We start from the raw sequence: 12,992 nt of genomic DNA on the forward strand, positions 1-12,992 counted from the left end.
CGCACTCTGTGCGTTTTTTTTGTCGCAAGATATGCCATTGGGCATACTTTATATTGAAAGGGTGTGACTATGCTTGCGATATTAAATAGTGATACACGCATGAATATGGTATATCAGTATCTAAAAAATAAGATGGAGTGTATCCTGCTTGATGATTTTACTGTTTTAAAAATGAAGTTTGATGCGATCCTACTGCCGATGTCCGGATGGAAGGATGACGGAGCCATGGTGGTTCGTGGTATTGATATGAAATGTCCAATAGAATTTTTTGATATGATCAAAGAAGATGGAGTCATCATATGTGGAAATATGACGCCTAAGATCAAAGAATTACCTTATAGAAAAATTGATTTAAATTCTTATGAGGCCTTTATTCAGGCCAATTCCAAACTTACTGCGGAAGGTGTTTTGTTTCTGCTTTTAGATAACACAAATCAGGGTCTTCTGGATCTTGATGTGGATCTGATCGGCTATGGGCATAGCGGCAAGGCAATCTATGAGCTGTTGAAAAGGATAGGCGTAAAAATACGGGTGGTTCGCCGAGTCGTATTGGAGGAAAGCAGTGATTTTGTAAGCGTTGATGAGTATCTCGGACTCAAACCTTCTTCGATCATCATCAATACTTCGATTACGAATATCATTGATGATCTGATGATACGCAAGATGGATGAAAATCTGATCATCAATCTGGTAAGAAGTGCCTCCTTTAATGAAGCGCTGCTTCGCCAGCGACATTGCAGAATCGTTCATGCCGGACCGCTTCCCGCTATTTTTTCACCGCAAAGTGCTGCCCATGTCATGCAGGAAACGCTTATGGATATCTTATATGAAAAATAAGCTGTTGGTTGGGATCAGCGGATCCTTCTGCAATCATGAACGCGTTCTATGCGAACTAAAAAAGCTTTATGATGAATATGAGCTCAGCTTTGTCTTTACTAAAAACGTTGCGATGCTTGATACACGTTTTTCCAGTGCTGCTGATTTAATGAAAAAATGTCAGGCATTGACCACATATCCGATCATTACGAATATAGTGGAAGCAGAAAAGATCGGACCGCTCAATGATTTTGATCTGATGGCAATCGTACCATGCAGTGCCAATACGCTTTCCAGAATCGTCCATGGTGCTTATGATTGTCCGGTAGCATTATGTGCAAAAGCAATGGTACGTAATCAGAAAAACGTGTTAATAGGGATCGCAAGCAATGATATCTTAGGCATTAGTGGTGTGAATGTCATGAAAGTGATCAATATGAAGCATTTCTACATCCTGCCGTTTTATCAGGATGCTTGTGAGCTGAAACCGAATAGCTGTACAAGTGATTTTACACAACTGAAAGCTGCTTTGGATTTAGCTTATAAATCTAGGCAGATACAGCCAATATTAATGGAGAAAAAACAATGAAAAAATTATATACGGCCCTTATTACACCCTTTACGATTACAAACGACATTGATTATCCGGCCCTTGATAAGATTATCTTACGTCTTTTAGATGAAAAGGTAGAAGGATTTGTGGTATGTGGGACAACGGGTGAAAGCTCGACATGCAGTGAAAATGAAAAGCTTGCCTTGCTGGAACATGTGATTGAACTTTGTGATCACCGTGCCGAGATCTATTTTGGGATCGGCAGCAGCAATACCTGTGATTCCATGCGCCTGTTGAAATTAAGTGAAGCGTTGGATTTTGAAGGCTATCTGGTCGTGACCCCTTATTACAATCAGCCTACAGAGTTTGGGTTATATGAACACTTTTCAACGCTTGCGACTGAAACTAAAAAGAAGATCATGCTTTATAATGTGCCTGCAAGATGTGGCGTATCATTGAGTGCGGCAACTGTTATCAAACTGGCAAATGATTTTGAAAATATCGTTGCGTTGAAGCAGGCTTCAAGAGATCTGGAAATGGTCAAGGAAATATTAAATGCCACCCAAGATTTTATTGTGCTCAGCGGCAATGATGATTATCTTTTAGAAGGAATCACAAGTGGAATGAGCGGAGTCGTCAGCGTCATTGCTCATTTTGCGGCTTTACAGATGCACGCTTTCTTTGAAGGTCTTGAAGAGGGAAGAGATGTCAGTGAGCTGGATATCTTTTTTAAGAAGCTTGCACATCTATGTTTTTTAGAATCTAACCCGATCGTGATCAAATACTTGCTGAGTCAAAAGAATGAATGTGAGAATGTATTACGTCTGCCAATGACAGCGATCGGTTATGAAGCCAGAGTGGTTCTTGATCAAAATTACGACAAATTATTTATGGATTCTTAGATATCATTCTTTTATGAAAGTAAAATGTATCGATGAACAGCATGAGAATGATCTGACGATGGTCATCAACGAATTTATCAAGGATAAGAAGGTCATTGATATTAAGTTTTCCAATGCCTGTTTCAAAAACAATGATGAACAGATCTATTGTTTCAGCGCATTGATCCTCTATGAGGAATAAAACTCTTTTTATCTGGCATACTAAGTCATGGAGGAAAAAAAGATGGAAAATAAAACTAAGATCAATTGTTCGGTCATGTCATGTATCTTTAATAACCAGAAAATTTGTGATGCTCATGAAATCAGTGTCGGATGTGATCGCTGTGCAAGTCCTAACTGTACCCATGAAACTGAATGTGTTTCATTCCGTATGCGTACAGAGTAATTGCTGTTAATTCTTGAAAGGATCTCCTGAAAAATGCAGGAGATCTTTTTATAGTACCATTTAGCTGTTAATTGTGATACAATGTTGACGAGGTGTTGTCATGAAAAAAACAGGAATACTGCTGTGTTTAACACTTTTGCTGGGAGGCTGCTTTCAATCGAATGGCAGCAATGAACAGGAGCAGAATGAAAGATATGAAAACTTTATGGAGCTGCTGATTGACAATTCGAAGCAGATTACCACGAATATACCGTTTGACTGGGATTTTCAGATGGAAAAAAGCGAGGATGGCTACATATATGAGGTCAGAATCTTTAATCCAAGAGTTGCAATGAGCAATGTTCAGATGATCGGGGCAAATATTGCGGAGATCAATGAAAAACAGGTTGCACCAAGTATCGGTATCTTTGAAGATACGGTATATAACATGATCCCGAATCAAGTCAATGTCGACAGAGGGTATTATGAAGGAATAGGTATCAGCGGTACGAGCAGCGAGAAGGCGTTCGTGCTGAATTGTCTTGTTGTTTATCGAGATAGGAATCAGACAGACAATTATATATATTTTATCATTAATGCAAATTATGATGATTTTGTAGGTGAAGAGGTAGTGGATGGCAATGAATGAAAATCGTAAGCAATCGATCATATTTGGAGGACTGATTTCCAGTGCCGGGGTATTGCTTTCCAAGGTGTTGGGATTGGTCTATGTCATACCGTTTAATATGATTGCCGGAGATCAGAATATTCGATTTTATGGTTATGCTTATAACATCTATTCTTATCTTTTGAATATATCGGTAGCCGGTATTCCGTTTGCCATTGCGACGATGGTAGCTAAATATTATAACGTAAAAGACTATAAGACAGCTTTGCTGATCAAAAAACTTTCTTTGGGGCTGATGATGGCGTTGGGGTTTGCCGGAATGTGCTTTGTCCTGCTGACCAGCACCCAGCTTGCGGAATTGATACTTGCCAAAGGAAGCAGTGCGGAAGATATTGAAATTACGAAGAACGTATTGATCATCATTTCTTTTGCTTTGTTTTTTGTACCGGTGCTGAGCGGTTATCGCGGCTTTTATCAAGGCTTGAAGAGGATGGAGCTTTATGCTTTTTCACAGGTTTTTGAACAGCTGGTCAGAGTATTTTTCCTGTTAGGTGCAGGGGCCATCGCTGTCTATATCTTTGATAAAGATCAGATATGGGCCGTATATTTTGCGGTCTTCTCGGCAACTGTTTCAGCGATTTGTGCTTTACTGCATATTTATAAGTATGATAAGCAGGAAACAAAGGAAATGAGGGAATTGGCGGCAACCCAAGAGAGAATTGCCAACAATAATCCTAAGCTGTTGCTGAGAGAGCTGATCATCATCGCGATCCCTTACTTTGTTTCTTCGATCGTTGCCTATTCTTCGGATATGATCGATCTGATGTTCTTCTCAAGAGCCCTGGAATCCACCGGAATGAATGCTGATTTAAGTAATTATATTTATGGTACGGTCATAGCGATGCATACGAAAAAGATCATTGCGATACCGCAGATCCTCGCTGTCGGTTTCAGTGCCTCGCTGATTCCTTATATTACTACTGCTTTGGAAAGTAAAAATTTCAAGCAGGTCTGCAAGCATGTGAAGGATACGTTAGAGTCAGTGCTTTATATCGTTTTGCCGTTGTCCTTCTGTTTGTTTTTCTTTTCAAAAGAAGTCATGTATCTGTTATTCGGTAATCCTACACTTTCCATGAGTGATGGTCTGGGTCAGGTCGTGGCAACGATCCAGCAGCTTGATTACGAGGATTATCTGATGCGCTATCGTGTGATAGATGCAATCTTCGGAACGATCGCACCATTATTTACATCACTGTTGATTGCCTGCCGATTGCGTAAGGAACCTTTGATTTCTTTAGCTGTTGGAGCTGTCGTGAAGTTTATTTCATTATTTTTCTGTGTCCAGATCTTTGGAATGACCGGGGCAACGATGTCCAATCTGCTTTCTTATATCACGATCATCGTGATGGATGTTTATTATCTCAATCGTCAATATAAGATCAATTGGAATTATACGTTAAGAAAGATCTTGGTGATGTGCTTCTGTCTTTTGCTGACAAGTCTTGTATATATGGGGCTTCATGCGATCTTTGGAGATATTACCCGCTTTGGCAGAATTGAGATGATACCGCTGTTTGTATTGGAAGGAGTGATCGTCCTGATCGTCTATGTAGCTTTGACGGCTGTTTTCCAGCTTCCGCAGCAGCTTTTCCATATCAATTTTAAGATGATCATCAGAAAGCTGAAAAGAAGATGAGATTGGATAAATATCTTGCCCATGCAAATCTGGGAACGCGCAAGGAAGTTAAAGCGCTGATACGACAGTCAAGGATCAAGGTCAATGGCTGTGTCGTAAAAAAAGAGGATCTGAAGATCAATGAAGCAGATGATATCATTTTATTTGATGATCAAAGGATCATTTATCAAAAATATGTTTATTATATGTTGAATAAGCCGCAGGGAGTTGTCAGTGCGACAACAGACCGTAAGGATAAAACAGTTTTAGATTGTTTTGATATTCCTTTAAGAGATGATGTATTTCCGATTGGCAGACTGGATAAGGATACGGAAGGGCTGCTTTTAATCAGCAATGATGGAGCACTGGCCCATCGTCTGCTTTCTTTAAGATATCATGTTGACAAGAAGTATTACGTGCAGTGTGCAAATGAGGTGACAGAAGAGATGCTTTCAAAGCTTGAACAGGTCATCGAGCTCAAAGATGAAATCTATCAGCCGGGCAGGGCCGAGCGGATCAGTTCAAAGGAGATCTATCTGACAATTCAGGAAGGAAAGTATCATCAGGTCAAGCGTATGCTTCATCATGTCGGAAATGAGGTCGTTTATTTAAAAAGAGTGGCGTTTGGTCCGCTGAAGCTGGATGCTCGCCTAAAGGCAGGAGAATGGCGCAGCTTAAGTGAGGATGAAATTAAAGAATTGGGAGGACAATTATGAAACAATATCTGGATTTATGCAGACATGTCATGGAAAATGGTGAGATGAGAATGGATCGTACCCATACGGGTACGAAATCCTGCTTTGGATATCAGATGCGGATGGATCTTCGGGAAGGATTTCCTTTACTGACGACCAAAAAGGTATTTTTCAAGGGAATTGCATTAGAGCTTTTATGGTTTATCAGCGGTTCTACGAATATCCAGCCTCTCGTTAAGGATCATGTACGTATCTGGAATGAATGGCCTTATGAAAAATATAAGCAATCTGATGCTTATCAGAATGAGAGCATGGAAGAATTTATCGAAAAGATCAAAAATGATGATGATTTTGCGAAGAAGTATGGTGATCTGGGTCCGGTTTACGGACATCAGTGGCGTGATTTCTTTGGGGTGGACCAGCTGGAAAATCTGATCCATGATTTGAAAAATGATCCTTTTTCCAGAAGACATATCATCAGTGCGTGGAATCCTGCCCAGATCAAAGATATGGCTCTTCCTCCTTGCCATGCCTTTATGCAATTCTATGTTTCCTCAGATAAAAAATATTTATCCTGTCAGCTCTATCAGCGAAGTGCCGATGTATTTTTAGGCGTACCGTTCAATATTGCCTCTTATGCCCTTTTTACACATATGATAGCTCAGGTCTGTGGTTATGAAGCAAAGGAGTTCATTCATACCTTTGGAGATGTCCACATTTACAGCAATCATTTTGAACAGATCGAAACCCAGCTTTCAAGAGAACCAAGAAAGCTTCCGAAGCTGGTCATGAATCCGAATGTGACAAGCATCTATGATTTTACATATGATGATTTTAAAATCGTTGATTATGATCCATGGCCGGCAATCAAAGGAAAGGTCAGCGTATGATTTCCCTTATCGTTGCTTATGATGTCAATCATCTGATTGGCAAGGATGGCTGGATGCCATGGAACATCAAAGAGGATCTGAAGCATTTTCGTGATTATACGATGAACAAGGATCTGCTTGTGGGCCGTAAGACCTTTGAAGGCTTCAAGAAGCCTTTGCCGCATCGCTTTCATTACGTGCTGACAAGGGGAAACTATGAATATCATGATGATGCCGTAAAGGTCATTCATGATATAAAAGAAGTCATTGACAAATATAAAAATAATGACAAAGAATTAGTTGTCATCGGTGGGGCACAGGTTTATAAAGAAGCCTTGCCTTATGTAGATAAAATGGTGATCAGCGTCATCGATCAGGCATATGAAGGAGATACGTATTTTCCTGATTATGATGAGGATGATTTTGAAACGGTCAGCATTCAGAAATATGAACGATTCAGTGTCGTAACACTGCAAAGAAAGGAAGCATAATATGCGTTTTGTAGATATAATTGAGAAAAAAAGAGATGGACTTGCCTTAACACAAGAAGAGATTTCCTTCTGGATCAAAGGATATGTAGATGGGAGCATTCCGGATTATCAGGTCAGCGCTTTATGCATGGCCATCTATTTTCAGGGAATGAATGATGATGAGATCGCATGGCTTTGTGATGAGATGATGCATAGCGGTGAGATCATTGATCTGAGTGATATTGCCGGCATCAAAGCAGATAAGCATTCAACAGGTGGTGTAGGTGATAAGACATCCCTGTCATTGGCACCGATGGTCGCTGCCTGTGGCCTGAAGGTTGCAAAGATGAGCGGAAGAGGGCTTGGTCATACCGGCGGAACTTTAGATAAGGTTGAATCAATTGATGGCTTTCAGGTTGCTTTGGATGAAGAACAGTTTAAAAAACAGGTCAATGAAATCGGTCTGGCCATCATCGGTCAGACCAAACAGCTGGTACCTGCAGATAAGAAATTATATAGCTTACGTGATGTGACTGCAACCGTAGATTCCATTCCGCTGATTGCCTCAAGCATCATGTCCAAAAAGCTTGCCAGTGGATCTGATACGATCCTTTTAGATGTGAAATTCGGAGATGGAGCTTTTATGAAGACTCCTGAGGATGCGGAAAAGCTGGCACGCACCATGATAGCAATCGGCAAAAAATTAAATAAGGATACCCGTGCCATGATCTCCAGCATGGACCAGCCGTTAGGCAATGCGATCGGCAATGCCTTAGAGGTTGAAGAAGCCATTGCCACTTTAAAAAATGAAGGTCCTGAAGATTTTAAAGAATTATGCATGAATGCCGGTGCAATCATGCTGATGCAGGGAAAACTGGCTGAAAATGAACAGGAAGCAAGAGCCATGCTTCAGAAAAATATTGATAACGGTGCTGCTCTTGGCAAGCTTGTTGAAATGGTCAAGGCACAGGGCGGAAATCCTGAGCAGGTCCTCCATCCGGAGCTGCTTCCTAAGGCAAAGATGCAAATTGAACTGGCATCTAAAAAAGAGGGTTATGTGAAACGCTTGAAGGCATTGGAGCTGGGAACATTGGCAATGCAGATCGGTGCCGGAAGAGCGGTAAAGGAAGATACGATCAATCATGCTGTGGGAATCGTTCTTCATAAAAAAGATGGTGATCATGTTGAGATTGGTGATTTTTTAGCGACCATCCATACAGATCAGCCATTGAGCGATGAGTGGATCGATCATTTCTATGATTGCTTTGAAATGAGCAATGAAAAGGTTGAAAAGGCACCATTGATCTATAAGGTCATTGAATAACATGAAAAAGCATTTTCTTTATGAGAATGCTTTTCTTTTTATCATATGTTATAATATTTACATATTGAGGTGATCTTATGGGTGGTATAAGCGTTCTTATTCTAATTAGCATCTTATCGGCAATTTTTTATTTTTTTGTCGCAATCTTTCTTATTCTCATGGCTTATCTGTTATTTACCTATGTATTTGAAAGCGTTGCGTTGATGCAGATTTATAAAAATGCCCATGACAGCGGATATTGGCAGGCATGGATCCCCTTTTATAATAAATATCTTTTGGGAAAAGCAGCCCATTCAAACAGGCTTGGTGGGATACTGGCATTGAATAATTGTTTGATCATATTGCTAGGTTTCTATTTTTATCATTTTCAAAGCTTTCATGCAGTTTTGTTCGTAGTATTTCTTTTATTACTGCTATGCGGCTTTGTCTTAGATTGTTTTCTGTCACATAAAATATTTAAACAGGTAAGTGCACGATATGCAGATATCCTGACTCTTTTCAGTGTATTAAGCTTGGGGGTCTTGCGTGTCATCTTTCTTTTTCTGATAAGAAAGAGTTCTTCGATCGATGTCTAACTTTTCTCATTGCCTCATAAAATAGGATGAGGTGGTTTATGAAAAAAGTAGTTCTCTTATTTTTATGCTTTTTTTGTTTTACACAAAATGTTCATGGTGAAGAAGAGCTGGCGGCTCATGCCCAAAGTGCTTATCTTATTGAGGCGACAACAGGAAAGGTGCTTTACGATAAGAATGGTGAAGAAAAGCTTTTTCCTGCCAGCATGACAAAGATGATGAGCTTGATCCTTGTTTATGAAGCCCTCAATAATGGTTCTTTAAAGTCAGAGGAGATCTTGAGCATATCAACAAATGCTGCCAGCATGGGAGGCAGCCAGGTTTTCTTGCAGCCTAATGAACAGATGAGCGTCAGGGATCTTTTAAAAGCAGTTTGTATTTCAAGTGCAAATGATGCGATGGTGGCACTTGCGGAAAGGATCAGTGGCAGCGTATCTGAATTTGTTGCCAGGATGAATGAAAAAGGCAGTGAATTGAATTTAGTCAATACACATTTTGAAAATACGACGGGATTGCATGATGAAAATCATTATTCATGTGCCAAGGATATGGCATTGATCGCCAAAAAGCTGATCGAAGTGGGAAAGGAGGAGCTTCTTTCCATTACTTCTACCTATGATGCCTATATTCGTGAGGATAGTGCCAATCCGTTCTGGCTGGTCAATACCAATAAGCTTGTCAAACATGTAGAAGGTGTCGATGGCTTGAAAACCGGTTTTACCCAGGAAGCATTAAGCTGTATTACAGTTACGGCCAAAAAGGATGATTTACGTTTGATCGGTGTGGTGATGAAGGAACCGGATTCTAAAACGAGAAATGCGGAAGTGATGGAAATGATCAACGTTGGTTTTTCTAAGGTTATCTATCAGCCTATTTTCAAGAAGAATGAGGTATATCAGCGTCATACCTTTGAGGTCGGGCTGCCGCATGAGGTTGATCTGATTTATTTGAATGATGTAGGTGTTGTTTTGAATAAGGATGAAAAGGTAGATGTGACTTCACAGATATTTACACAGACACGCTTTGATCTGCCGTTAGATGCTCAAGAGAAGATCGGTGAAGTAAGGATCATCTATGATAATCAAAGTGAAAGTATCGTTGATATCGGTGTGGCACAGAGCGTTTCCAAGATGCAGTTTTTGGATTATTTTCAGATGTCTTTTTGGCGAGTTTTGACTTAGTTTGTCGCAAGTCACCACATTTGTTTCATAACGTGATAAAATGAATCCGAAAGGAATGAGTTATGCGCGTTGAAAAGAAAAAAGATGTGTTGACTTTTTATTTAAATGAAGATGTAGATGATTATCAGATTTCGCTGATCAAAGAAGAATGTATTCGTTTGATCGATTCAGTGCATCCGGCAAAGGTCATTCTGGACTTTACTGATGTCAGCTTTGTGGATAGTACAGGTATCGGTTTTGTGCTTGCACGCTACAAGCAGTGTGCATCGAATCAGTGTGAGTTAGTATTAAGAGGCTTGAATCAGCATCATCGGGTGATATTTGCCATGTCGGGACTTTTTCATCTGATCAAGGAAGAGGCTTGCTTATGAATAAAGTAACATTAAAATTTAAAAGCCGTATGGAAAATGAATCATTTGCGAGGATCACGGCCTGTGCTTTTCTTTCTCCCCTCAATCCAACGATCGAGGAGATGATGGAGATCAAGACGATCGTTTCCGAAGCGGTGACCAATGCCATCCTTCATGGATATGATTCAAATCCCAATAAGCTTGTGAAGCTGGAAATCGGCTATGATGATAATGGCTGTGTGACAATGATCATCAGTGATTCGGGAAATGGCATTGAAGATATCAGGCAGGCGATGGAGCCTCTATATACAAGTAAGGCTGAGCTTGAAAGAAGCGGGATGGGGATGACGATCATGCAAACCTTCTCAGATAGCTTTGATGTGATTTCACGTCTGAAAGAGGGTACGAGCGTTGTCGTCCAGAAACAGCTACAAAAATCTAAGTAATCTTGAGCTGATACGCATCATTCAAGAAAATGATGAAGAAGCGAAGGAATACTTCGTATTAAAAAATCAGGGATTGGTTTATTCATGTATTCAGAGATTCTTATATAAAGGAAATCGTGAGGATCTTTTCCAGATCGGTATCGTTGGTCTGATGAAGGCACTCAATCACTTTGATCTTTCCAAGGATGTCCAGTTTTCTACCTATGCGATTCCGATCATCTTAGGAGAGATCAAGCGTTCTTTCCGTGACGATGGTTCGATCCGCATTTCGCGTTCGATCAAGGAGAATTATATCCGTATGCTTGCGCAAAGGGAAAGGCTGATACATGAGCTGAACAGTGAGCCTACTTATGAGCAGATCGCCGCTGCCTGTGCATGCAGCATTGAAGAGGTCTATATTGCCTTTGATGCCCATCAGCATATTTCCAGCATTGATGAACAGATCACTGAAAGTGATGGAAAGACGATCACCCTTAATGATCAGCTTGCGGATGTGGTAAAAGATGAGGTCCTTATATTAGGCTTAAATCATGAAATCAGCTTTCTTAGCAAAAAAGAAAAGCTCATCCTTTATTTCCGTTACACCTTGGGATTCCGCCAGAGTGAGGTGGCCAAACGTCTTAACTGTACACAGGTACAGATTTCCAGAGCTGAGAAAGGTATTCTGCAAAAACTGAAAGATAAAATGATTTAATCAAATCCTCCTGTTCATACTAATGAAAAGGAGGATTTTTTATGAATCAAAAAGAATTGCATGAAATCAGTTCACGCCATCAGGTGAATGACCACAAGGCAAGAAAAGCATTGATAGCCTTTATCAGTGCAGGGATGCTGGCAGTATCCGGTCAGCTTTTGAACGACTGGCTGATGATATATTTTTCTAAAGAAAATGCCGGTATCTTAACGATCTTATTCTTTATATTCATCGCCGCGATACTTACCGGCATGGGAATTTATGACAAGCTTGCGAAATATGCCGGAGCAGGACTTTTCATTCCTATTACAGGATTTTCAAACGCACTCTCCAGCTCAGCGCTGGAATGTAAACGGGAAGGATTGATTTATGGTATCGGAAGCAATATGTTCAAGCTGGCAGGCTCGGTCATTACTTATGGAATTGTCAGTGCGATCATCTTTTCTTTGATCACCTATTGGGTAAGAATGTTATGACGACGCTGCAATTTAAGAATGTCTATGTGAAAAGTGAAAATGTCATTGTCGGAAAATTAGAAAAAGAAGGACCCTTAGGTTCTTATTTTGATGATTATACCTGTGATCCCTATTTGAATCAGCCTTCCTTTGAACAAGCAGAAATAGAAATGAATCGTCTATGTGTAGATAAATGTCTGAAAAAAGGAAAGGCTGAAACGGTGGATCTGATCTATGCCGGAGATTTGATCAACCAGCTTTGCACCCATTATTTAGCAAGTGAATTGAAAGCTCCCTTTGTAGGACTCTATGGTGCCTGTTCCAATTCGGCATTGACGATCGGTCATGCGGCGATGGCAGTAGAACATCTGCATATGAAGCATGTCCTTGCTTTTACAAGCTCTCATACACAGGCTGCGGAACGTCAGTTTCGATACCCGAATGAATACGGTGTACAGAAAAAAGAATGTTCGACATCGACGGTTACTGCCAGCGGTGCAGTTTTGTTAAGTAATGAATTTTCTGACCTTAAGGTTACCTCTTTTACGATCGGCAGTGTCGTCGACTGGCAGTTTAGCGATGTCAATGATATGGGAAAGGCCATGGCACCGGCAGCTTATCAGACGATCATGACTCATTTTGAAGATCTGGGGCGCACCTTTGATGATTATGATCTGATCGTTAGCGGGGATCTGGGAAAGATTGGTTATGCAATGCTGTCCGAAATGATCGAAAAAGCCCGATTTCAGTTAGAAAATAAGCTGAATGACTGTGGCATCATGATCTATGATATCAATCATCAGGATGTCTTTTGCGGCGGCAGCGGATGCGGATGTTCCATGGCTGTTTTACTAGGAAAGCTATTCAAAGATCTAAGAAGCAAGAAGATGAAGAGAATCTTATTGGTAGCGACCGGTTCTTTGCATAATGTTTTTTTGACTCAGCAAAAGCTTTCAATCCCAAGCGTTGCCCATGCCATTTGCATTGAAAGGAGCTAG

General features: G+C 40.4%; 18 protein-coding genes. All 18 read left to right on the top strand.

The features are described 5' to 3' along the window. The first annotated feature begins 69 nt into the window (after window positions 1-69). The 18 genes from ACZYT3_RS07445 to ACZYT3_RS07530 all read left to right on the top strand — a co-directional run bounded on the left by ACZYT3_RS07445 (window position 70) and on the right by ACZYT3_RS07530 (window position 12,992). On the top strand, window positions 70-837 hold the full coding sequence (locus ACZYT3_RS07445; RefSeq protein WP_464088204.1) for a hypothetical protein: 768 nt from the start codon (window positions 70-72) through the stop codon (window positions 835-837). After that, entirely contained in the window at window positions 827-1,405 is a 579-nt protein-coding gene (locus tag ACZYT3_RS07450) for a dipicolinate synthase subunit B (RefSeq protein ID WP_464088205.1), read from the top strand. The genes ACZYT3_RS07445 and ACZYT3_RS07450 overlap by 11 nt, the downstream gene beginning before the upstream one ends. Beyond that, entirely contained in the window at window positions 1,402-2,271 is an 870-nt protein-coding gene (dapA, locus tag ACZYT3_RS07455; RefSeq protein WP_464088206.1) for a 4-hydroxy-tetrahydrodipicolinate synthase, read from the top strand. Before ACZYT3_RS07450 ends, dapA begins: the two co-directional genes overlap by 4 nt. 13 nt (window positions 2,272-2,284) lie before the next feature. Beyond that, complete coding sequence (locus tag ACZYT3_RS07460) at window positions 2,285-2,452, top strand: sporulation protein Cse60 (RefSeq protein WP_294561305.1); 168 nt, start codon at window positions 2,285-2,287, stop codon at window positions 2,450-2,452. 42 nt (window positions 2,453-2,494) lie between these two features. Beyond that, window positions 2,495-2,656, top strand: a complete 162-nt coding sequence (locus ACZYT3_RS07465) for a DUF1540 domain-containing protein (protein ID WP_294561304.1) — start codon at window positions 2,495-2,497, stop codon at window positions 2,654-2,656. Window positions 2,657-2,756: 100 nt separating this feature from the next. After that, window positions 2,757-3,284 carry a hypothetical protein gene (locus ACZYT3_RS07470; protein ID WP_294561303.1) on the top strand — a complete coding sequence of 176 codons (528 nt, stop codon included), beginning with the start codon at window positions 2,757-2,759 and terminating at the stop codon, window positions 3,282-3,284. Further along, window positions 3,271-4,959 carry an oligosaccharide flippase family protein gene (locus ACZYT3_RS07475; protein WP_294561302.1) on the top strand — a complete coding sequence of 563 codons (1,689 nt, stop codon included), beginning with the start codon at window positions 3,271-3,273 and terminating at the stop codon, window positions 4,957-4,959. The genes ACZYT3_RS07470 and ACZYT3_RS07475 overlap by 14 nt, the downstream gene beginning before the upstream one ends. Next, window positions 4,956-5,654, top strand: a complete 699-nt coding sequence (locus ACZYT3_RS07480; protein ID WP_464088207.1) for a pseudouridine synthase — start codon at window positions 4,956-4,958, stop codon at window positions 5,652-5,654. The genes ACZYT3_RS07475 and ACZYT3_RS07480 overlap by 4 nt, the downstream gene beginning before the upstream one ends. Continuing rightward, window positions 5,651-6,523 carry a thymidylate synthase gene (locus tag ACZYT3_RS07485; protein WP_294561300.1) on the top strand — a complete coding sequence of 291 codons (873 nt, stop codon included), beginning with the start codon at window positions 5,651-5,653 and terminating at the stop codon, window positions 6,521-6,523. Before ACZYT3_RS07480 ends, ACZYT3_RS07485 begins: the two co-directional genes overlap by 4 nt. After that, entirely contained in the window at window positions 6,520-6,993 is a 474-nt protein-coding gene (locus ACZYT3_RS07490; protein WP_294561299.1) for a dihydrofolate reductase, read from the top strand. The genes ACZYT3_RS07485 and ACZYT3_RS07490 overlap by 4 nt, the downstream gene beginning before the upstream one ends. Before the next feature lies 1 nt (window position 6,994). Then, on the top strand, window positions 6,995-8,296 hold the full coding sequence (locus tag ACZYT3_RS07495) for a pyrimidine-nucleoside phosphorylase (protein ID WP_464088208.1): 1,302 nt from the start codon (window positions 6,995-6,997) through the stop codon (window positions 8,294-8,296). 77 nt (window positions 8,297-8,373) lie between these two features. Further along, window positions 8,374-8,871: a hypothetical protein gene (locus tag ACZYT3_RS07500; protein ID WP_464088209.1), complete on the top strand. Its 498-nt coding sequence runs from the start codon at window positions 8,374-8,376 to the stop codon at window positions 8,869-8,871. Between the two features lie 38 nt (window positions 8,872-8,909). Beyond that, window positions 8,910-10,049, top strand: coding sequence for a D-alanyl-D-alanine carboxypeptidase family protein (locus ACZYT3_RS07505; RefSeq protein WP_294561296.1), 1,140 nt, complete (start codon window positions 8,910-8,912; stop codon window positions 10,047-10,049). A gap of 62 nt (window positions 10,050-10,111) precedes the next feature. Continuing rightward, window positions 10,112-10,420: an STAS domain-containing protein gene (locus ACZYT3_RS07510; RefSeq protein ID WP_294561295.1), complete on the top strand. Its 309-nt coding sequence runs from the start codon at window positions 10,112-10,114 to the stop codon at window positions 10,418-10,420. Continuing rightward, a complete protein-coding gene (gene spoIIAB, locus ACZYT3_RS07515) occupies window positions 10,417-10,845 on the top strand; it encodes an anti-sigma F factor (protein WP_294561294.1) in 429 nt (142 codons plus the stop codon). Before ACZYT3_RS07510 ends, spoIIAB begins: the two co-directional genes overlap by 4 nt. Beyond that, on the top strand, window positions 10,811-11,539 hold the full coding sequence (locus ACZYT3_RS07520; protein ID WP_464088210.1) for a sigma-70 family RNA polymerase sigma factor: 729 nt from the start codon (window positions 10,811-10,813) through the stop codon (window positions 11,537-11,539). The genes spoIIAB and ACZYT3_RS07520 overlap by 35 nt, the downstream gene beginning before the upstream one ends. 41 nt (window positions 11,540-11,580) lie before the next feature. Beyond that, a complete protein-coding gene (locus tag ACZYT3_RS07525) occupies window positions 11,581-12,015 on the top strand; it encodes a SpoVA/SpoVAEb family sporulation membrane protein (protein WP_294561292.1) in 435 nt (144 codons plus the stop codon). After that, a complete protein-coding gene (locus ACZYT3_RS07530; protein ID WP_294561291.1) occupies window positions 12,012-12,992 on the top strand; it encodes a stage V sporulation protein AD in 981 nt (326 codons plus the stop codon). Before ACZYT3_RS07525 ends, ACZYT3_RS07530 begins: the two co-directional genes overlap by 4 nt.

The sequence above is a fragment of the Traorella sp. mt218 genome (assembly GCF_055420025.1).

What these genes read in the sequence shown, in the direction of transcription:
- ACZYT3_RS07445 (WP_464088204.1), top strand. Translation starts at nt 70, where the DNA reads ATGCTTGCGATATTAAATAGTGATACACGCATGAATATGGTATATCAG.
- ACZYT3_RS07450 (WP_464088205.1), top strand. Translation starts at nt 827, where the DNA reads ATGAAAAATAAGCTGTTGGTTGGGATCAGCGGATCCTTCTGCAATCAT.
- dapA (WP_464088206.1), top strand. Translation starts at nt 1,402, where the DNA reads ATGAAAAAATTATATACGGCCCTTATTACACCCTTTACGATTACAAAC.
- ACZYT3_RS07460 (WP_294561305.1), top strand. Translation starts at nt 2,285, where the DNA reads ATGAAAGTAAAATGTATCGATGAACAGCATGAGAATGATCTGACGATG.
- ACZYT3_RS07465 (WP_294561304.1), top strand. Translation starts at nt 2,495, where the DNA reads ATGGAAAATAAAACTAAGATCAATTGTTCGGTCATGTCATGTATCTTT.
- ACZYT3_RS07470 (WP_294561303.1), top strand. Translation starts at nt 2,757, where the DNA reads ATGAAAAAAACAGGAATACTGCTGTGTTTAACACTTTTGCTGGGAGGC.
- ACZYT3_RS07475 (WP_294561302.1), top strand. Translation starts at nt 3,271, where the DNA reads ATGGCAATGAATGAAAATCGTAAGCAATCGATCATATTTGGAGGACTG.
- ACZYT3_RS07480 (WP_464088207.1), top strand. Translation starts at nt 4,956, where the DNA reads ATGAGATTGGATAAATATCTTGCCCATGCAAATCTGGGAACGCGCAAG.
- ACZYT3_RS07485 (WP_294561300.1), top strand. Translation starts at nt 5,651, where the DNA reads ATGAAACAATATCTGGATTTATGCAGACATGTCATGGAAAATGGTGAG.
- ACZYT3_RS07490 (WP_294561299.1), top strand. Translation starts at nt 6,520, where the DNA reads ATGATTTCCCTTATCGTTGCTTATGATGTCAATCATCTGATTGGCAAG.
- ACZYT3_RS07495 (WP_464088208.1), top strand. Translation starts at nt 6,995, where the DNA reads ATGCGTTTTGTAGATATAATTGAGAAAAAAAGAGATGGACTTGCCTTA.
- ACZYT3_RS07500 (WP_464088209.1), top strand. Translation starts at nt 8,374, where the DNA reads ATGGGTGGTATAAGCGTTCTTATTCTAATTAGCATCTTATCGGCAATT.
- ACZYT3_RS07505 (WP_294561296.1), top strand. Translation starts at nt 8,910, where the DNA reads ATGAAAAAAGTAGTTCTCTTATTTTTATGCTTTTTTTGTTTTACACAA.
- ACZYT3_RS07510 (WP_294561295.1), top strand. Translation starts at nt 10,112, where the DNA reads ATGCGCGTTGAAAAGAAAAAAGATGTGTTGACTTTTTATTTAAATGAA.
- spoIIAB (WP_294561294.1), top strand. Translation starts at nt 10,417, where the DNA reads ATGAATAAAGTAACATTAAAATTTAAAAGCCGTATGGAAAATGAATCA.
- ACZYT3_RS07525 (WP_294561292.1), top strand. Translation starts at nt 11,581, where the DNA reads ATGAATCAAAAAGAATTGCATGAAATCAGTTCACGCCATCAGGTGAAT.
- ACZYT3_RS07530 (WP_294561291.1), top strand. Translation starts at nt 12,012, where the DNA reads ATGACGACGCTGCAATTTAAGAATGTCTATGTGAAAAGTGAAAATGTC.